Genomic DNA, 20,938 nt, shown 5'->3' on the forward strand with positions numbered 1-20,938 from the left:
AGGCGACGTCCCTCAAATCAGATCGAATTTTTGCTTATCGGTGGGCGGACAGCGGCACCACATTGTTGGGCTGCTTGGCGCTGGTCGACAGGAAGCGCTTGATGTTGCGCGCCGCCTGGCGGATCCGGTGCTCGTTCTCCACCAGCGCCAGGCGCACGAAATCGTCGCCATGCTCGCCGAAGCCGACACCGGGCGCCACCGCCACATCGGCGTGCTCGATGAGCAGCTTGGAGAATTCGAGTGAGCCGAGATGCTTGAACGGTTCGGGGATCGGCGCCCAGGCGAACATCGAGGCGGCGGGAGCCGGAATGTTCCAGCCGGCGCGCCCGAAGGAATCGACCATCACGTCGCGGCGCTTGTGGTAGACCTCGCGCACCTCGGCGATATCGGCGCCGTCGCCGTTGAGCGCATGGGCCGCCGCCACCTGGATGGGCGTGAAGGCGCCGTAGTCGAGATAGGACTTCACCCGGGTCAGCGCCGAGATCAGCCGCTCGTTGCCGACGGCAAAACCCATGCGCCAGCCGGGCATGGAGAAGGTCTTCGACATCGAGGTGAATTCGACGCAGATATCGATGGCGCCGGGCACCTGCAGCACCGAAGGCGGCGGGTTGCCGTCGAAATAGATCTCCGAATAGGCAAGGTCGGACAGGATGATAATGTCGTTCTTCTTCGCGAACGCCACAACGTCCTTGTAGAAATCGAGCGAGGCGACCAACGCCGTCGGGTTCGACGGATAGTTGAGGATCAGCGCCAGCGGCTTGGGGATCGAATGGCGTATGCCGCGCTCGACCGCCGGAATGAAGCCGTCATCGGGCTCGACCTGCAGCGAGCGGATGACGCCGCCCGACATGATGAAGCCGAAAGCATGGATCGGATAGGTCGGGTTCGGGCACAGGATGACGTCGCCAGGCGCGGTGATCGCCTGCGCCATGTTGGCGAAGCCTTCCTTCGAGCCGAGCGTGGCCACCACTTGCGTGTCGGGGTTGAGCTTCACGCCGAAGCGGCGCTGATAATAGGCGGCCTGGGCGCGGCGCAGGCCGGGGATGCCGCGCGAGGAGGAATAACGATGCGTGCGCGGATCGCGCACCACTTCGCACAATTTGTCGACGATGGCCTTTGGCGTCGGCAGGTCCGGATTGCCCATGCCGAGGTCGATGATGTCGGCGCCGCGCGAACGGGCGCTGGCCTTGAGCCGGTTGACCTGCTCGAAAACGTAAGGCGGAAGCCGGCGGACCTTGTGAAACTCTTCCATGGCAGTTCCAGACAGCAAAAGGGGTATTGGGCGCGCGCTATATACTCATTTGCAGGTAGGGTCGAGGGTGGGATCGCATTTGCCTTCGATCTGCTTCAGCGCCTGCGGGCCATGTTTCGCGGCCAGCTCCGCCAGTGCCGCCTGGTTGGCGACCGCGGTGCCGCCGCGGCTTTTGGCGCCCTGCGCGTTGCCGTCAGCCTTGAGTTCGGCGAGCTTGGCGTTCGTCTCGGCTTCCGTAAGCTGCTTGTTCGCCACTTTGGGCGGGATGTTGAGATTCGGAAAGGTGCCGGTATCCTTCGGGCCTGCATTCTCGGCCATCGGCACCGGACCGCTGGTATTCGTGCTCGAACACCCGGCGATCCCCACAAGGACGATCGCCGCGCCGATGCGGCAAAACCGTGCGGCAGCAAAAAAAACAGTCTCGCCAATATTAATCGTCATATTGTTTCCTTGGCAGCCGAGGTAGAGCGAGATTGGACCCTGTCGGATGTCCCATGTTAATATGTCAAGAAAACGCTTCGGGAGGAACCCCGCGAACCATGTCCAAAACACCCGATTCGGGCAAAACGGAAGATGACGAGCCTTCGACCGTCGAGCAATATCTGGTGAAGGATCCGGAGCGCTTCGCGTTGAACATGGCGCGCATGATCGAGCAGGCCGGCAAGGCGGCGTCCGCCTGGGCCGAACCGCGCGAGCGCGGCGAAGTGCGCGACCACGTCGCCGAGCCGGTCGTCGACATGGTCAAGACGTTTTCCAAACTCAGCGAATACTGGCTCGCCGACCCGCAGCGCGCGCTCGAAGCGCAAACGCGGCTGTTCGCCGGCTACATGACCGTGTGGGCGAACGCCATCCAGCGCGTCAGCCCCAACGCCGAAGGCACCGACGACGCCGTCAAGCCGGAGCGCGGCGACAAGCGTTTCCAGGACCCGGAATGGGGCCGCAACGCCTTCTTCGATTTCCTCAAGCAGGCCTATCTCGTCACCTCGCGCTGGGCGTCCGAACTGGTCGAGCACGCCGAAGGTCTGGACGAACACACCCGCCACAAGGCGAGCTTCTACGTCAAGCAGGTGTCCAATGCCATCTCGCCGTCGAATTTCATTCTGACCAACCCGGAACTGTTTCGCGAGACCGTCGCTTCCAACGGCGAGAACCTGGTGCGCGGCATGAAGATGCTGGCCGAGGACATCGCCGCCGGCAAGGGCGACCTGAAGCTGCGGCAGGCCGACTATTCGCCCTTCGAGATCGGCAGGAACATCGCCACCACGCCCGGCAAGGTGGTCGGCCGCAGTGATGTCGCCGAGATCATCCAGTATGATCCGGCGACCGAGACGGTGCTGAAGCGCCCGCTGCTGATCTGCCCGCCCTGGATCAACAAGTTCTACATACTCGACCTCAACCCGCAGAAATCCTTTATCCGCTGGGCGATCGAGCAGGGCCACACCGTCTTCGTCATCTCCTGGATCAATCCGGACGAGCGCCACGGCGCGAAGGGATGGGAAGCCTATATCAGGGAAGGCCTGCAATATGGCCTCGACACGATTGAGGAGGCGACCGGCGAGCGGGATGTCAACGCGATCGGTTACTGCGTCGGCGGCACGCTGCTGGCGGCGGCTCTGGCTCTGATGGCACAGGAAGGCGACGACCGCATAAAGTCGGCGACCTTCTTCACCACGCAGGTCGACTTCACCTATGCCGGCGACCTGAAAGTCTTCGTCGACGAGGAACAGGTCGCGGCGGTGGAAAAGTCGATGAACGAGAAGGGCTATCTCGACGGCACCAAGATGGCGACCGCCTTCAACATGCTGCGCTCCGGCGACCTGATCTGGCCCTATGTCGTCAACAACTACATGCGCGGCAAGGATCCCCTGCCCTTCGACCTGCTGTACTGGAATGCCGATTCGACGCGCATGGCGGCGGCCAACCATTCCTTCTACCTGCGCAATTGCTATCTCGAGAACAACCTCTCGCGCGGCAAGATGGAACTGGCGGGGCATACGGTCTCGCTCGGCGATATCACCATTCCGGTCTACAACCTCGCCTCGCGGGAAGATCACATCGCGCCGGCGCTGTCCGTCTTCCTCGGTTCGAAATATTTCGGCGGCAAGGTCGACTACGTGATGGCGGGATCTGGCCATATCGCCGGCGTCGTCAATCCGCCCGCCTCCGGCAAGTACCAGTATTGGACCGGAGGCAAACCGGAAGGCGATTTCGGCCAATGGATTGCCAAGGCGGCCGAGCATCCCGGGTCGTGGTGGCCGCACTGGCAAAGCTGGATCGAGGCCAAGGACAACACCCGCGTGCCTGCCCGCAAACCCGGCAACCATATGAAAACCTTGGGCGATGCTCCCGGCAGCTATGTGAAGGTGCGTGTGTAACGGACTGTAATGTGTGGTGAGTTGACGGCCCGGTAAAAGCGGGCGAAATGGTGTCGTCAACCACCAAGCGGCCGTAATTCGGCAATCACTGCAAAAATACTTCCAGGCTTGCGGATTTGACACAGGTCTCGTTTCCGGATCGGAGACAAAGGTAACCTTGGACAGCGACTTCCAGTGCCGCGACAAGGACGTGCCGACCGGACATCGAGGGGGAATTTGACTTTGAAATCAGCAGGATGGAGCCTCGCAAAGGGAGAACGCAGCGCCATCTTGGCAGCGCTCTGCTGTGTGCTCTTGGCCTCCTGCACATCGGCCGGCGACCCGACAATGTCGGTCGGAATGCCCGGCTACAATGCCTCCGCCTCGGACATCAATGCGGCCGCCACCGGTAAGTCCGTCGCCACCGCCGATTCGACATCGCAGACGACGGCCACGCAAACGACCGTGATGAGCGAGGGCGATACGGCACTCCCCGAAAAAGTCGCTTACGTACCGATGGCCAAGCCGCAAGCGGCCTTTCCGCTGATAACGCCGGCCGGCGCCGAAACGATCGCGGGACAAACGCCGCAGGCCTTGCAGCAGCCGGCCCAGACGGCACAGCAGACGGACGCGGTCGCCCAGAAGATCGCCGCGGCCGATGCCGCGGTGACAACGCCAAAGCCGGCCGCGGCGCCGGTGATGAACAATCCGGTCTATGTGACAGCGGGTGAGGCGCCACAAGCCGAGGCGCCGAAGAAACGCGGCTTCCTGGCCTCGATGTTCGGAGCAACGCCCGCTTCGGCCACACCGGCTCCGCTGATCAACACACGATCGGGCGAACAGCCGGCCGCACAGGCCAAGCCCGCTCCTGCGCCGGCGGCAAAGCCGATCATCACTTTGGCCTCGGCCGACTCCACGGCAAAGCCGATACAGTTGGCCTCGACCGGTGACGACGCCGGTCATATCACCGGCAGCGATGCGTTGCCCGGCGTGCGCCAGACCGCCCTGTTCGAGATCAAGCGCAAATCCGGCCTCGACGACGAAAGCGACGTCGACCTCAATGAGGACGAGGGTCCAATCGGCGGCAGCTATCAGGTCGCGTCCGCCGCCGGCATGGCCCGACTCGCGCCCAATGGCCTGCTGAAGCAGAACGAAAGCGTCGACGTCGCCTGCCTGAAGCCGTCGCTGGTGCGCGTGCTGAAGACGATCGAAGGCCATTACGGCCGCAAGATGGTGGTCACGTCAGGCTACCGCGACCCTGCCCGCAACCGCCGCGCCAACGGCGCCAAGAACTCGCTGCACATGTACTGCGCCGCCGCCGACATCCAGGTGCCCGGCGTCTCCAAATGGGAACTGGCGAACTACATCAGGACCATGCCCGGCCGCGGCGGCGTCGGCACCTATTGCCACACCGAATCGGTCCATGTCGACGTCGGCCCCGAGCGCGACTGGAACTGGCGCTGCCGCCGGCGCAGCAGCGGTGGCGACGGCTAAACGGCCCGATTTGACAGCTGGCCCCTGTTCGCGAGCAAAGCCGTTCCGGCAGGATCGTTCCGCTGGATCATCTCCAAACATGCGAGATTGGCCGAGGCGCCCCCCTCTTCGTCTTCCACGGGCGGAGCAGGAGCGAAGACCCGTGGATGACGAAGCGATGGGTGTCTCCACCGATGATCAAGCCATGCGGTCGCGATGCCCCCCCTAATTCCAAAGCCCCGCAAAAAAGTTGTCCAAGGCGGCACCTGACGGGTTGCCGGCTGTGCACAACGTCAGTATAAGCCGCTTCGTCTGAGCGCGCCCATCGTCTAGCGGTTAGGACACCGCCCTTTCACGGCGGTAACAGGGGTTCGATTCCCCTTGGGCGTACCAGAGTTTCGAGCACTGAGCTCCATCCCTCTTTTTACCGAGTATCCATTCGTGTCTCAGACGCCCTTGGCTTAGTCTCGGGGCAACCGTATCAACCATCTTATTAGCAAATGCTTGTATTCCCCATTAAGCCGGATCATTATCCAGACCATCAGGTCGCTGAAGGGGTAGAGCGCCATGGAACTGAGTTGCTATGATCCGAGCGGGAGCATTTTTGCATCACCCGCCTTCCTTAACCTCACGGCTGTTTTCATCATTCTGGCAGCCTTCGCCGCTGCGCGGCTGATTGCAATGTCACGCGCGGATTCTCTTGACCAGCTTCAATTCGCGCCGATCCAAGCCGCAAGTTGAGGACTGTTGTTCCTTGCCTTCATCGGTCATGCTCTCGACGGTGTGCGCAATAGCGATGTTGTGGGGGCGCCATCTTGTTCGTTGATTACTACGAACTCCTGGAAATCAGCCCGAACGCCAACTCGGAAACGATAGAACGGGTGTTCCGCTATTTCGCCATGCGCTACCATCCTGACAATCAGGATACCGGCGATGAATCGCGCTTCAGCGAAATCCTGGAAGCCCACAATGTTCTCAAAGATCCGGTCAAGCGCGCGCGGTATGACATTCAGCACAAGGACCATTTGAATCTGCGAACGGAGTTGATTGGGGACGCCAGTAGCAACACAACCATCGAACGCGACGTGGCCATTCAGGCAAAACTGCTCTCGCTGCTCTATGTGAAACGCCGACAAGACGTAAACAATCCCGGCATTGGCGATACAGAGATCGAACGTTTGTCGGGCTGTCCACGAGAACATCTTGAGTTTCATCTCTGGTACCTGAAAGCCAAGGGCTGGATCGGAAGGATCGAGAACGGAACCTTCGCGATCACCGTGGAAGGCATCGATCGCGCCAATTCCGAACATCGCCGTGACACCCCAACAAGACTGCTGGACCATGCAGGCTGAAACGCGCGAACTCGCGTCAGCGTCGCATTGACTAACCACCGACCAGCGGCACGGTAACGGTGGTGGCGTAGTTGATCGGAAAGGTGTCGAGGTAAGGAAAATCGACGACGAAGGCATAGGTGGCGGTCAGATGGGCCATGCGGAAACCGCCGCTCACCGGGTCGATGGCGATCGTCACGTTGACATCCTTCAAACCCAAGGCCTGCAATTTCTGCGTGGCGATCGATTGGATGTCGGCCTGGGTCAGCGTGTTCTGAAGCTGCAGCGAGCGCGACGATGTCTCCAGCGTATAGCGAACGCTGGACACCGAATGCATCGACCAGCCCAAGGCAAAGATCCCGAACAGCAATATGATGAGGAACGGCGCGATCAGCGCGAACTCCAATCCGGCCCCGCCCGATCGATCCTGCCGGAAGGCGCTTGCGCCAGCGCAATTCCAGGAAAAGTCTGAACCGGTTTTCCCGGGAAAAGCGCGCAGCATGTTCCCTTGGGAATCGCGGCAAAACAGAGAGCCAGGGCGCTTCGCCGTTTCCGCGAAACGGTGAGCCCTCCTAGCGAACACGGATCACCTCCAGATGGCCGATGACGCTGGAAGCGGAAAAGACGCCGAAGGTGAAAGGCGGCGTCCAGGTGGCCGATGCCTGGATCTGAACATAGACCGATGGCACCTTTGGCCCGCTGCACAGAGTGGAGGCGTCGACCACGGTCGTCCCGCACATATAGATCCGGCTTAGCGTGACCTGGCCGTCCGCCGGCCGTTTCTCCCAGCTCGAAATGGCAACGGCCTGCGTCGCCGTATCATTGGTCGATCCTTCCATGATCAGGTTCGCGGCGGTCTTCACGCCGGCGCGCATCGACAGCGAGCTCGTTACATAGGACCAGCCGTCGATGATACCAAGCAGCGCCGCGCACAGGAACGGCAGGACCATCGCGAACTCGACTGCCGCAACGCCCGCATCGTCGCCAAGGATCGGCTTTGACCGGCGTTCCACGGAAGGCTACTCGACCAGTGCGACGGACTGCGTCGCCGGAATGTCGCGCATTCCCAGGCTCGTGCAATCCTGACTGATGGTCGAGTTACCCGACCATTGGATCAGGTCGGCAACAACCTGGGTGCACCCGCTCTTGCCGGAGAAATTGCCGAGATAATTGACCTGCTGCTTGGGGAAATAGAGTGCGCCCGTCAGCAGCGAATCCGCCGTGCCGTTGAAAGTGCTCTGTCCGCCGGTGCTCGTTCTGTCGCCATACATCAGCACGCCGGAATAGATGCCCGAAGTCGGCGCGCTCAGGGACACGGTGGCGTTGCCGTTCATCGAGACGCGCGAGGCGCCGGCGAGGTAGATGGTGACGCCGTCACCGGAGACGTTGGCATTCGCATTCACTTTGAAATCGCCGCTCTGGATGACATAGACGCCAGGCTGTAACGTGACGGTGCCGCTGAGGCTGAGCCCACTGCAGTAGGTGCCGGGCTTCAACGTCGACTTGTTGGCGTTCTGGCAGGGGTTCGAGGCGGCAGGGGCCGGCAGGTCGGCAAAAGGATCGGCGGCAGGCAGCGCCTGGGTTATCGGGGCCGCGCAGACGGTCGTAACGGGATTACTGAGAGCAACACCGCCCCCCGATATCAGGCAATCGGCCTGCAGGCCCGCCGAGCCCTGGAGCTTGATGGCGTCCGATGCGATCGAATTGGCCATGACCGAGCAACCGATGAGCTTGACGCTGGTGTTGCCGGAAAACAGCGCCGCCTGCGAAGCGGATGGGTCGAGCGCGAGCACGCAAGCCTTAGAAGCGTTGGTGATGAGGGCCACCGCCCTCGCCTGCTCGGGCACCTGACCTTGCGTGAAGATCGAGGTGAACATCCGGTTGAGGTTCTGGCCGACGATGACCTCGACCGCCTTCTTCGCCGTATTCGGCCCGGACGCCGGCGGCGTGTTGACGAGGATTGTGCCCGAGCCCAGACCGTTCGTCGCTGCCGACTGCGTCGCGGCCGCTATGATCGTCGGCTTGTCGGATCCCGAGATCTGTTCAAGCGCGCCGGCATAGGCCGCGGCATCGGCCGTCGCCTGCAGTCTCAGGCTGTTATAGTACCAGTAGGATGTCTCCACACCGAAGCCGGCCGCGCCGACGACGATCGGCAGGCTGAGGGCGAAGATGGTGGCGACATTCGCCCTCGTGCTCCGGCGTATACCGGTCGCAACGAACCGAATTCGGATGAAGCGATTGAAAGCCATGGCTTAAATTAGAAGACACGCATATATGAAGGAACGGCTAAAAAGTTCCGTTCATTTTTGATGATGGCTTCGATTGGGCTTCAAACTGGGCCGTCGGCTGATCGGCGCACGAAGACGACGCGACGAACAATAAACTCGCGCCGTGCGGCGCCGAAGCGGCAGCATCGTGTGGCACCCTTCACCCGTTGAGGCCGCCGAGTTTTTTCATGTTGCTGGCCGGACGAACCGGAGGCAGTGGGCGATGCAAAGGCTTCTGCCGCGGTTAAGGGGAAAGTCCGCCAGGGAGCCCAGCTGACATTTTGGCAATGAGGTCTCGTATTTCCATCGGCGCTCCTCCGAACAGCCCGCGGCAACGTCTTGTGGCGACGAAGCGAATTCCCGGCATTTAACTTTGATGTATTGAAGCCACGCAATGCCGCTTTAAACTCAGCGTCATCATCTTCCCATTGCCGCCCGCACTCGGTGTCCAGGCAGGACATTGGTCCGAGATATCGGCGAAATTGGTCTTATGAATCGCTTTCATTGGTCCTGGTTTGCCTTCTCCCCGGCAAGTTCAGGAATAATGGAGCAACGGGCCACGTTGCCTCCAGGTTAGCAAGGAGGACCATCATGCCCAAATTGACTTCAAGACGATTCGTCGGTCTCGCGCTGCGTGCAACAACAGCGTTGGCGCTGACATTGGCACCCTATCAGCTAAATCTCCATGCGGCGGCCAAGATCGGCCCCGCGGCGGCATACGCGAAGGGGGAAGGTGGTGGCGGAGAAGGCCATGGCGGCAGCTCCGGTTCTGGCGGCAGCTCTGGTTCCGGCAGCAGCTCTGGTTCCGACGGGAATTCCGGTTCTGGCGGCAATTCCGGCTCCGGCGGCGGAGATGACGGGGGCAATTCCGGCTCTGGCGGCCACGACGACGGCGCAGGCGACCATCACGGCGCCGACGACGGTAGCGATCACGACCACGGGCATGTCAATCCCACGACCGGCGACAAGGTCGAAGTGGACGGCAACAACATCGAAGTCAGTCATCCTGACGGGACCAAGGAGGAGATCGAGAACGGCAAGTTTGAGATGAAGGATGCCTTTGGCCGCACCATCATCGAGCGCCCGGCTACCCCTAAGGATATAGCCCGCCTCCAGGGTGCATAAGCCGAATACATTTTGGGCGAGGCTGGTTCGTCAAGGGCCGCCTCGCCGATTTCCTCGCTTCGCGGTCAGTTCCCGCCTCGCCTACCAGTTCAGCCTGAACCCGACATTGCCGCCATAGGTCTGCACCCTGTCGGCGAACTTGCCGTCGAAGGTGGCGAAGACCGATGTATTGGCGCTCCAGTTCAGCTTGACGCCGGCGTTGACGGTGACCGCGTCCTCGGCCGCCCCTGCTCCCTGAACAACGAAGGCATAGCCGGGGGCGGCGTGGAAGGTAGGTTCCACCGAGCGGTCGGGCTTGAATTCATGCAGCCAGGCGGCGCGGCCCCAGGCCTGCAGCGTCTTGCTCTCGCCGACAGCCACCGTCGTGTCGAGCTGCAGGCCGAGCGAGACCGGCAGCGAGATGACCGTGCGGCTGTCAAAGTCGAGGCCGAGCGCGCCATTGCTGGTCGACTTCTCCGAGAAAGCCTGCATCGCCAGAGCCTGGAATTGCAGCCCGGCGAACGGCGTGATGGCGCCGGCGCCGAATGGCTGCCGCCAACCGGCCTCGAGGCTGGTGCCGAAGCCGGCGCTCATGAAATCACCGGTCCAGTGTTCCCTTGATATCGCAGGCACCGGATTGAGCGGATTGGGCGCGCCAGGCACCGAGGTGAAGCGGTCGGTGGTGTTGCTGTAGAGATCCATCGACAGCGAGCCGTTGATATAGAACTGGCCCCATTTGCGCGCGCCATAGGCGCCGGCATGGCCGCCGATGATGTTGCCGGAGGTTTCGCGGTCCGGCACGGCGAACGATCCGGCGACGCCACCCAGTGCAAAGCCCATCAGGACATCGGGATCGCCCTGCGAGTCCAGGCCGACGGCGAAGTTGCCGGACTTGTAGCCAAGGGCCGCGCTGCCTACCACCGGATCACCGGCAACCGCACCCGAATTGCCGCCCGCCGTCGCCCAGTAACTCCAGCGCTGCTCGTTGGGCGCCTTGGTCAAGGCATCGAACGGATTGGCTTTGCCGGGTGGTTCGGCATAGGCCGCCTCCGACGGCTTCAGCGACTGGGTCATCGGGTCCGTCGTCAGGCCCATGCGCCAGGCGTCGGATTGCCGGCTCATCTGCGCCAGGAAGGTGCTGCTGGCGTCGAACTCCGGCTGCTGGAAGCCGCTGATGCCCTCGCCCGAGATCGCGTCGTAGACGGCGCCAAGCTGATCAAGCGTCGGGATATAGAAGATCGCGTTGGCGATCTTCGTGAAGTTCGGCGACGTCAGATCGGTCTGGATGGCGTTGATTGCCTGGCCCACCGCGGTCTGGTTCTCGGTCAGGCCGGTGCGGGCGAAATTGATGTCGACATTGAGGACGATATCCTCCGGGTTCGGATATTTCAGCGCATACTGCGCCACGGCGCTCGGGATCGTATCGAGCTTCAGTCCATTGTCGGTGACACCGCCCAGCGCGTGCAGGATGATGTAGTCCTCGTTGCCGGGCGAGGCCGCGCCCGGGTTCATGATATTGATGCTGACCAGGCCATTGACGTCGGCCGTCCCGCTCACATTGATGCGGTCCGCCTCCGGATCGAGGTCCAGGTCGAGCAGATAGACGCCGCCAAGCGATTGCGACCAGTTGCCGGTCACCTCGGTGGTCATCACGCGGTCGAGGCCGCCGGGAGCGGCAAAACCGTCATTGTTGAACTGGCCGGGCAGGTCGAGATAGACGGTGTCGCCCATCAAGTAGACGGCGTTGGTCTTGTTGTTGAAGATGTTGAGACCGGCGCCGAGATCCATCGAGCCGACCGTCAGGAACTTGTTGTCGAACGTCTCGTTGCCGACGCCGCCGCGCATGGCGTAGCCGTCGATCAGCGACACCGAACGGACGGTGCCGTTGTTGGTCAGCACATTGTCCTTGCCGTCCTTGTAGCCGATGCCGCCGCCGGCGCCCGAGCCGCCGGTGATCGTCACGCCACTTGCGATAGTGACATTGATGTCGCCATTGCCGGTGCCGCCGGCGCTCTGCTCCATCAGCGCGAAGGAATTCTTGCCGATGACCGCGAGATCGGCCGTCTGCGTGAAGGTGATGGCACCGCCGGTACCGCCGCCGCCGGCGCTGCCCATGAAGCCTTGCGGTGCGGCAGTCATGGCCATCATCATGCTGCTTGCGGCTGGTGCCTGGTCGAGGCCGAGATAGTTGCCGGAAAAGCCGCCGACGCCACCACCGCCGCCAATGCTCTGGCCGAACACGCCAACCGAATTGTCCCCCGTGATGAGCATGGCGACGTTGCTGTTGATGGTGACCACACCGCCATTGCCGCTGCCGCCGGCGACGGCCTGGACGATGCCGTCGGTGCCCGCCGTCACCACGCCGCCGCCGCCGCCGACGGATTGCGCGAAGATGCCGACAGAGCCGTTGCCGGTAAGCCTGATCTGCCCCGTATTGGTGACGGTGACGTCGCCGCCCTTGCCGGTCGCTCCGGTATCGCCGCCGATGAACACCGGCACGCCGATCGCCGCGGCGATCGCGGTGCCGCCCGAGCCGCCGCCGCCGCCAACCGATTGCGCGAAAATCGCAACGGAATTGTCGCCGTCGAGCTGCATGGCGCCATTGTTGATGACGGTGACGATGCCGCCGTCGCCACCGGCAGCACCCTTGCCGCCGAGCGCGATGGCAAGTCCGGGCGGGCCGCCCGATACGGAATAGGACGCACCGCCGGCGCCGCCGCCGCCGCCCACCGACTGCGCCATGATGCCGGTCGAGCCGAAGCCCTGTGTGTGGATGATGCCGTCGCTGAAATTGGTGACATTGACGTTGCCGCCCTTGCCATTGGCGCCGCCGTCGCCGCCAATGCCGAAGGTGAAGGCGCCAGGCGCGGGGCTAGCCGCCACGCTCATGGCGCCCGTGCCGCCGCCGCCGCCGATGGATTCCGCGAAGATCGCGACCGACGAGGCCGACACTGTCGTGATGTGGCCATGGTTATTGACGGTGACGACGCCGCCATCGCCCGAACTGCCGCCGCCGCCGCCCACGCCGATCGCCACAGGCACGATGCTGACGCCGAAGGCGCCACCGCCCGAGCCGCCGCCGGCACCGACCGACTGCGCGAAGATGCCATGCGCGCCGATGCCTTCGACCGTGATCGTGCCTTGGGCGTTGTTGTTGACGGTGACCGCGCCGCCCCCGCCGGTGCTGCCGGCGGTGGTGCCGTTGCCGACATCGCCGCCCTTGCCGCCGACGGCGATGAAGCCGATCGCGCGGCCGCCGGAGCCGCCGCCGCCGCCGATCGACTGGGCGTTGATGCCGTCCGCGCCGGCGCCATAGGTGTGCAGGCTATTGTTGTTGGTGACATTGACGATGCCGCCGATACCGGACGAGCCGCCGGCGCCGCCGATCGAGATCAGGGCCGGGATCGAGCCGGTGATGCCGCCATTCTTGCCGCCGCCCGAACCACCGCCGCCACCCACGGACTGCGCCTGGATGGCGTAGGAATCGATGCCGTGCGTCTCGATCATGGCATCGTTGATGACGTCCACCTGGCCGCCGGAGCCGCTCGCGCCGCCGGAGCCGCCGACCGCGATCGCGCTGATGCCGAGCGAACCGCCAGCGCCACCGCCACCGCCGATCGACTGTGCAAAAATGCCAACGGAATCATCGGCATGCGTGAGGATCCCGCCGTGGTTGTTGACCGTGACATGGCCACCGGTGCCGCCTGCCTTGCCGGAGCCGCCAAGCGACAGCAGGCCACCGGCGCCGCCGCCCGTGCCGCCACCGCCACCGACCGACTGTGCGAAGATGCCAGCCGAATAGCCTTGCTCCGGGTCGGTGCTCGGCGCGCCCTCCGCCGGTGGCGTCGGCGACGTGCCGAATGTCTGGATGATGGCGATGCCGGCCTGGCTGAGGTCGGTCTTGCCGTTGGTGACGGTGACCGAACCGCCATTGCCGGCGGCCTTGCCCTGGCCGCCAATGCCGACGGTACCGAGCGCGCCAGCCTCGCCATCGCCGCCATCGCCGCCGCCGCCGCCGATCGACTGGGCGTGGATGCCGTCAGACTTGGTGCCGTGGGTCGTGATCACGCCTTCATTGGCAACGATGACGGTACCGCCATTGCCGCCGCCCGCGCCATTACCGCCAATGGCGACCGCACCGGAGCGCGTCAGGCTTGACGTGCCCAGCGGCTTCAAAAACAGCGTAGGATCGACTTCTATCGGATTTTCGAACAGGCCACCGGTGCCGACATAGGCGTCGCCGCCAATGCCGCCGCCACCGCCGATCGACTGCGCGACGATGCCGGACGACTTGTCGCCATGCGTGGTGATGAAATCATAATTGCCGACATCGACGGTCATGGCGTCATTGCCGGTTCCGCCGGCGCCGCCGACGGTCGCCTGCAGGTTCCAGTTCGGTTTGCCGCCGGCCGGCTCACAGACCTTCGGAAGGGTGCATTTCGCACCAAGCTGCAGCGAGATCGAATTGGCGCGGCCGCCGGTGCCGCCGCCGCCGCCGATCGATTGCGCCAGGATGCCGAAGGCGCCCATGCCGTTGGTTTCGATGCCGCCATATTGCCTGATGGTGACGTTTCCGCCCGTATTGCCATTGCCGCCCGAGCCGCCAACGGCGACGCTGACATTGACCTGCGTGCCCGCATTGTTGCCTTTGAGGCCAAGCACGCCGGTGATGGCGTTGCCACCGGAGCCGCCGCCGCCGCCGACCGACTGCGCGAAGATGCCGTAGGCGCCATCGCCATTGGTCGTGGTCTGGCCGGCCGCGAGCAAGCCGGTCTGCAAGAGGCCGTGATTGGTCACGAAGACGTCGCCGGCGAAGCCGGCGTCTCCGCCGAAGCCACCGACGGTCACCCCTGCATTGAAATTGGTTCCGGTGCCGAGCGAGCCGATCACGGCCGAGACCGCCATGCCGCCATTGCCGCCGCCGCCGCCGATCGACTGCGCCTGGATGGCGTGCGACTCGATCCCGTAGGTCGAAACGGCGCCGGTGTTGTCCACCGTCACCTTGCCGCTGTTGGTGCCGGGGCCACCGAAGCCGCCGACGCTGGCCGACAGGGTTTTCGCATCGGTGCCGGCAATCACGCCTGATATCGCCATACCGCCATTGCCGCCGCTGCCGCCGACGGATTGGGCGAACAGGCCGACGGACTGATCGCCGGTGGTGATGGTCGAGCCGTGGCGCGTCAGCAGCACTTCGCCGCCGGTACCGCCGCCACCACCCTCGCCGCCGACAGCGGCGGTGATCTGGTTGCCGCCCTCACCCAGGTTGAGAGCTGCCGCCACGCTAAGCCCGCCGGTACCGCCACCGCCGCCGACCGACTGCGCGAGCACGCCGAAAGCCTTGTTGCCGCCGGTCTGGATGATGCCGGTGAAATCGACCGTGACCTTCTCGGCATCGCCGCCGGAGCCGGCGCCGCCACCGAGCGATACCGAGACCGCGCCGTTCTTGCTCGGGTTCTTGCCGAGCGAGCCCTTGATTGTCGCGGCAAAGGAGAAGCCACCATTGCCGCCGCCGCCGCCGACCGATTGCGCGAGAATGCCGTTCGCGCCGTTGCCTTGGGTCAGGATGTTGTCCACCGAGGTGACGTTGACGGTCTTGCCGTCACCGGAGCCAGCCCCGGAGCCGCCGATGGAGACGCCGATCGCGGCCTTGGCATTCTGGCCGGTGACCGAAACCGCGCCTGAGAAGCCGCCATCGCCACCGCCGCCGCCGACCGACTGCGCGAAGATGCCATTCGAATCCCCGCCCACGGTGTGGATGGTCGCATTGTTGGTGGCGAGCGTGGTGCCGACATTGCTGTTGATGATGACGCGCCCGCCATCCTGGCCAGTGCCGCCATTGCCGCCGACGCTGACGGCCGCGCCACCGGCGCCGTCGACGACCATCTCTCCGGAGATGGCGAAGCCGCCGGTTCCGCCACCGCCGCCGATCGACTGGGCGAGGATACCGTTGGCCTTGTCGCCGGTCGTGTCGATCGTGCCGATGTTGTTGACCGTGACCAGTTGCGAGGTGCCGCCCTTGGCGCCGCTGCCGCCGACCGATACCGCCGCTGCCGCTTTCTGCCCGGCGCCGGCGATGGTGACCGCGGCGCCGCCATTGCCGCCGCCGCCGCCGACCGATTGCGCCAGTATGCCGTTCGAACCGTTCTTGAAGGTGACGATGTTGCCGGTCGAGGTCACGGTGACAGTATCGGCGTTGCCGCCGCCCTTGCCGGAACCGCCGACACCGACGCCGATCGCGCCGGCTCCCGTGGTGATCGCCAGCGCGCCCGAGAAGCCGCCATTGCCGCCGCCGCCGCCGATCGACTGCGCCAGAATGCCGTCTGCCTTCAAACCTTCGGTCCTGAGATCGCCCGTCGAGGTGACGGTGACGGCTTTGGCGTTGCCGCCATTGTCGCCCGAACCGCCGACACCGACGGCCAGGCTGCCCGTGCCCTCGCCGGTCAGCGTGCCGGCTATCGCGCCGCCGCCATTGCCGCCGCCGCCGCCGACCGATTGCGCGAAGATCGCATGCGAGCCGTCGCCGTCGGTCTCGATGTTGCCGTGGCTGGTGACGGTGACGACCGCGGCGTCGCCGCCGCTCGAGCCGGAGCCGCCGACCGCGACGCTGGCCGCCATATCCTTGCTGCCGGCCAGCGCAATGGCGAAACCGCCATTGCCACCGCCGCCGCCGACCGATTGCGCCATGATGCCGAAGGAATCTTTGCCTCCGGTCAGGATGTTGTTGTAGCTGGTGACGGTGACTGTTTCGGCAGTCGAGCCGGATCCGGCGCCGCCGCCAATGCTAACGCCCAGCCCGCCGCCGCCGAGCCCGACGCCGAGACTGCCCGCGAAGCCGCCCGAGCCGCCGCCGCCGCCGACAGACTGCGCGAAAATACCGGATGAATTGTCACCCTGGGTCCAGATCGACACGATGTTCGAGGCTGGCGCCTGCAGCACCGGTTGGCCGTTCGCGCCGACGAGGCTGTAGCTGTTGACGATCACCTTGCCTGATGTCGAGCCGGTGGCGCCCGTGCCGCCGACGCCGACGCCGATGCCGGCATTGCCTGTCGTGGCAGAGCCGGCGACCGCGAAGCCGCCACTGCCGCCACCGCCGCCGATCGACTGCGCCAGTATGCCGTTGGAGAATTTGCCGGTCGTCGTGATCGTGCCGGTGCTTGTCACCGTCACGTCCTTGCCGACGCCGCCGACACCGCCCTTGCCACCGATCGCGACTGAGGCCGTTGCCGCATCGGGATCGCCGAGCGCACCGGTGACGGCGACGCTGAAGCCGCCATTGCCGCCGCCGCCGCCGATCGACTGGGCGATGATGCCGGACGAATTATCGAAATTGGTCGCGATGTTGCCGGTCGAGGTGACCTTGACGATGTCGGCGCTGCCGCCGCCGGCGCCGCTGCCGCCAAACGCCACGCCGACGGCGATCGACTTGCCGCCGGCAAGCGTGCCGGCGAAGCCGCCATTGCCGCCGCCGCCGCCGACCGATTGCGCCAATATGCCGGCCGCCCCCGTGCCGCGAACACCGCCCGATATGAAACCGGCGCCCGTCGAGATGTTGCCCGTCGAGATGACGGTGACATCGAGGCCGTTGCCGGCCGCGCCGCCCTTGCCGCCAAGCGCCACGCCGATACCGGCGTCCTTGGCAAGCGCCAGCGAAACGGTCGATCCGCCATTGCCGCCGCCGCCACCAACCGACTGCGCCAGGATGCCGATCGCCTGGTCGCCATAGGTGGTGATGTCGCCGGTCGAGGTGACGCGGACGGTTTTCGCGCTGCCACCACCGGCGCCGCTGCCGCCAAGCCCGACCGCGGCGCTGACGCCCTGCAGCGTGATCGCGCCGGCGCCGGCAAAGCCGCCATTGCCGCCGCCGCCACCGACAGACTGCGCCATGATGCCGATCGACTGGTCGCCATGGGTCTGGATGTTGCCGGTCGAGGTCACCGTCACTTCGCCGGCGCTCTGCCCGCTGCCGCCACTGCCGCCAACGGCCACCGAAGCGCCCAGCGCGCCGGTCGTGAACGTGCCGGCGACACTGAAGCCGCCATTGCCGCCGCCACCGCCGATCGACTGCGCCAGAATGCCGTCGGACTGTTTGCCGTAAGTGGCGATGTTGCCGTAGCTGGTGACGAAAACGTCCTTGCCGACGCCACCGGTCGCACCGCTACCGCCAACCGAAACCGCGGCCGCGCCGCCGGCGCCTTCATAGGAGCCGGAGACGCTGAGCGTCACGGCGAAGCCGCCATTGCCGCCGCCGCCGCCGATCGACTGCGCCAGGATGCCGGTCGAGTTATCGTCTATCGTCAATATGTTGTTCTGGGTGACGGTGTTGCCGACCTTCTTGCCATTGTTGACGGTCGCGGTACCCGCATCACCGCCGCCCCCACCAGTGCCACCGAGGCTGACGCCGACGCCGACAAGCCCGCCTGCGGCAAGGCTGCCGGAGAAACCGCCATTGCCGCCGCCACCGCCGATGCTTTCGGCCTGGATGCCGACCGCGTTCTTGCCTTCGGTGACAAGGTTCCAGGTGCCGGCATAGGCAGTGGCGATCGCATGGCCGGCGCCGTCGGCATTGACGGTGACATTGCCGGCATTGCTGCCGTCGGCGCCCGCGCCGCCAAGTCCGACGCTTGCCGCGCCGCCGCCAAGGGCCGCCGAGATGGTGAAGCCGCCATTGCCGCCGCCGCCGCCGACCGATTGTGCCAGGATGCCGGTCGAATTGTTGCCCTTTGTGTGGATCGAACCGGAACTGCCGACAATCACGTCCGCACCGGCACCACCGCCGGCACCCTTGCCGCCGATATTGACGGCAATACCGACCGCGCCGCCGATAGCGCCGCCGATCGCATAGCCGCCATTGCCGCCGCCGCCGCCAACCGACTGCGCAACGATGCCGCCTGCATTGTTACCGGCCGTCGAAATGTCGCTGAGGCTCGACACGGTCACCAGTTTCGATGCACCGCCGGCGCCGCCATTGCCGCCAATGCCGATCGCCGCCGCGAATGTGCCGGTGGCGTTGATCGCCACCGCGATCGCCGCGCCGCCATTGCCACCGGTGCCACCGATCGATTGCGCGAAGATGCCGCGCGATCCCTGGCCGTAAGTGGTCAGCGAGCCCGCGGTCTCCACCGTCACGATATTGCCGTCGCTGGCACTGCCGGCAGCCCCGCCCATGGCGAGCGCAAGCACGCCGACAGCGCCCGAAACCGAAAATCCGCCATTGCCACCGCCGCCACCAATCGACTGCGCGAAAACGGCATCCGACTGGTCGCCGTGGGTGATGATCGAATAGGCGGTGTCGTTGGCGTCGCGCAGCACCTCCACCGCGCCGGACGTGCCACCACTGCCACCCGCGCCGCCAATCGCCACGCTGAAGCCGATGCCGCCGGAGAACGCGCCGCCGCCATTGCCGCCGCCGCCGCCGACCGATTGCGCGAAGATGCCGGCGGAATTGACGGAACCGGCGCCATTTTTTCCGGTCTCGATGTCGCCGGCATTGGTCACCGTCACCCGCGCGCCATTGCCGCCGGCGCCGCCCTTGCCGCCGGCCGAGAACAGGCCGCCGGAGGTACCGCCATTGCCGCCGCCGCCGCCGACCGACTGTGCGAAGATGCCGGCGGACTGCTTGCCGTCGGTGCTGATCGAACCGGCTGATGTGTTCGTCACTTCGACGATGCCGCCATTGGTGGTCGAGGCGCCGTCGCCGCCAAGCGAAACCAGACCGCCGGAATTGCCACCGTTGCCGCCGCCGCCGCCAATCGACTGCGCCAGGATGCCGTTGGATTCCTGGCCATGGGTGACGATCGCGCCGGAATTGGTGACGCCGACCGTCACGACATTGGCAGGGCCGCCATTGCCACCGAGACTGCCGCTGCCGCCGGAAGCGAACAGACCGAAATTGGAGCCGCCGTCACCACCGCCACCGCCGATGGTCTGGGCCAGGATGCCCTGCGAATTGTTGCCCCAGGTGGTGATATTGGCATTGTTGGTGACCTGGACGATGCCGCCATTGCCACCATTGCCACCGCCGCCGCCGGAGGACGAAAACAGGCCGAAACCACCGGCGCTGCCGCCGCCGCCGCCACCGATCGACTGCGCGGCTATGCCGTGAGAGTAGATGCCGTAGGTGGTGATCGTCGTGCCCACACCGGTGAAGACCGTGGCGTTGCCGCCGGCGCCGGCCGGGCTGCCACCGCCCGGATTGAAGACCAGGCCGCCGCCGCCACCGCCATTGCCGCCATGACCGCCCTGGCTGATGGCGGCGATGCCCGCTGAATAATTGCCCAGCGTTTCGACGCTGCCGCTGTTGAAGTTGACGGTGGCGTAGCCGCCGCTGCCACCCAGCCCGCCATCACCGGCATCGCCCGAAATGCCCTTGGCGTCGCCACCATCGCCGCCATCGCCGCCGACGCTACTGGCCACGATGCCCGCATTGGGACAGGCTGTTGGCAGGACGCAATTGTTACTCGTCTTGACGGCCCCATCGACGTTGACGGTCACGGTGCCGCCATCGGCGCCACTGGCGCCGTCACCACCATCGGAGAAGACGTAGCCGTTGCTGCCATTGCCGCCGCGGCTGCCGTTCGAAGCGCCGAGAACACCGATGGTGCCGGTCGCGATCACCGCGCCGCTGTTGGGCGTGTTGGTGTTGGCCGTGGGCTGATTGTAGTTGACCACAAGTGTCGGGCCTGACGTACCCGAAGGCCCACCGTCGGCCTTGACCGGTGGTGCGACGCAATCCGGGCCAGCGCATGACTCGGCAGTGGCGGGATGCCCGTTACTGGCGGGCGTTGCGGGAGTGATCGTGCATCGTGCCGGATCATTGCTGCTGCAGGTGTAGTGCTGGACCCCGGCGCCCGGTGGCGGCGGCGCCGCGCCCGTACCGGTCAGGGATATCCGGCTGGGGTCGATCGTCAGCGTGTTGACGTCGAGCGTCGTGACGCCAGGCGCGGTGTAGCTGATGTCAGACTGTGTTCCAGATCCCGCGCAGGTCTCGACGCCGCCACTCGGCCCCGTGCAAGTCGCTTCGGCAGGCCCCGTCGAACCGACGAACAGCATCAGCGCCACGAGAATGGCCCCTACTGCCGCAAATCCTGAAAGGCCAAGAAATCTCCGTTTCAACGGGCCTGAAACAAGGCGAGACTCGTCTACGTCCCTACGACCACG

Annotated in this window: 10 protein-coding genes and 1 tRNA gene; 5 read left to right on the forward strand and 6 right to left on the reverse strand. The window is 65.0% G+C overall.

Annotated elements, in window-relative coordinates:
* Positions 1-34: 34 nt before the first annotated feature.
* A complete protein-coding gene (locus QQK95_RS01940) occupies positions 35-1,252 on the reverse strand; it encodes an LL-diaminopimelate aminotransferase (RefSeq protein WP_284268284.1) in 1,218 nt (405 codons plus the stop codon).
* A 45-nt stretch (positions 1,253-1,297) separates the two neighbouring features.
* Positions 1,298-1,693, reverse strand: a complete 396-nt coding sequence (locus tag QQK95_RS01945; RefSeq protein ID WP_284268286.1) for a hypothetical protein — start codon at positions 1,691-1,693, stop codon at positions 1,298-1,300.
* 98 nt (positions 1,694-1,791) lie between these two features.
* Between QQK95_RS01945 and phaC the strand changes: the two genes are divergently transcribed.
* From phaC to QQK95_RS01965, 4 genes are all read left to right on the forward strand, one after another.
* Positions 1,792-3,627 carry a class I poly(R)-hydroxyalkanoic acid synthase gene (gene phaC / locus QQK95_RS01950; RefSeq protein ID WP_284268288.1) on the forward strand — a complete coding sequence of 612 codons (1,836 nt, stop codon included), beginning with the start codon at positions 1,792-1,794 and terminating at the stop codon, positions 3,625-3,627.
* A 216-nt stretch (positions 3,628-3,843) separates the two neighbouring features.
* Positions 3,844-5,100: a YcbK family protein gene (locus QQK95_RS01955; protein WP_284268290.1), complete on the forward strand. Its 1,257-nt coding sequence runs from the start codon at positions 3,844-3,846 to the stop codon at positions 5,098-5,100.
* Between the two features lie 297 nt (positions 5,101-5,397).
* A tRNA-Glu gene (locus QQK95_RS01960) sits at positions 5,398-5,472 on the forward strand.
* A 422-nt stretch (positions 5,473-5,894) separates the two neighbouring features.
* Entirely contained in the window at positions 5,895-6,431 is a 537-nt protein-coding gene (locus QQK95_RS01965; RefSeq protein WP_284268292.1) for a DnaJ domain-containing protein, read from the forward strand.
* A 31-nt stretch (positions 6,432-6,462) separates the two neighbouring features.
* Here the strand turns inward: QQK95_RS01965 and QQK95_RS01970 are convergent, their stop codons facing one another.
* The 3 genes from QQK95_RS01970 to QQK95_RS01980 all read right to left on the reverse strand — a co-directional run bounded on the left by QQK95_RS01970 (position 6,463) and on the right by QQK95_RS01980 (position 8,659).
* Complete coding sequence (locus QQK95_RS01970) at positions 6,463-6,816, reverse strand: TadE/TadG family type IV pilus assembly protein (protein ID WP_284268294.1); 354 nt, start codon at positions 6,814-6,816, stop codon at positions 6,463-6,465.
* Positions 6,817-6,982: 166 nt separating this feature from the next.
* The gene (locus QQK95_RS01975) at positions 6,983-7,423 is read right to left on the reverse strand and encodes a TadE/TadG family type IV pilus assembly protein (RefSeq protein ID WP_199643412.1); all 441 of its coding nucleotides are present in this window, start codon (positions 7,421-7,423) and stop codon (positions 6,983-6,985) included.
* Between the two features lie 6 nt (positions 7,424-7,429).
* The gene (locus tag QQK95_RS01980) at positions 7,430-8,659 is read right to left on the reverse strand and encodes a pilus assembly protein TadG-related protein (protein WP_284268295.1); all 1,230 of its coding nucleotides are present in this window, start codon (positions 8,657-8,659) and stop codon (positions 7,430-7,432) included.
* Positions 8,660-9,268: 609 nt separating this feature from the next.
* On the opposite strand from QQK95_RS01980, the gene QQK95_RS01985 reads away from it, so the two are divergent.
* Positions 9,269-9,802 carry a hypothetical protein gene (locus QQK95_RS01985; protein WP_284268296.1) on the forward strand — a complete coding sequence of 178 codons (534 nt, stop codon included), beginning with the start codon at positions 9,269-9,271 and terminating at the stop codon, positions 9,800-9,802.
* Between the two features lie 81 nt (positions 9,803-9,883).
* Here the strand turns inward: QQK95_RS01985 and QQK95_RS01990 are convergent, their stop codons facing one another.
* Entirely contained in the window at positions 9,884-20,839 is a 10,956-nt protein-coding gene (locus QQK95_RS01990) for an autotransporter outer membrane beta-barrel domain-containing protein (protein ID WP_284268298.1), read from the reverse strand.
* Positions 20,840-20,938 lie beyond the last annotated feature (99 nt).

Source organism: Mesorhizobium huakuii (assembly GCF_030160235.1).
Lineage (GTDB): Bacteria > Pseudomonadota > Alphaproteobacteria > Rhizobiales > Rhizobiaceae > Mesorhizobium > Mesorhizobium huakuii.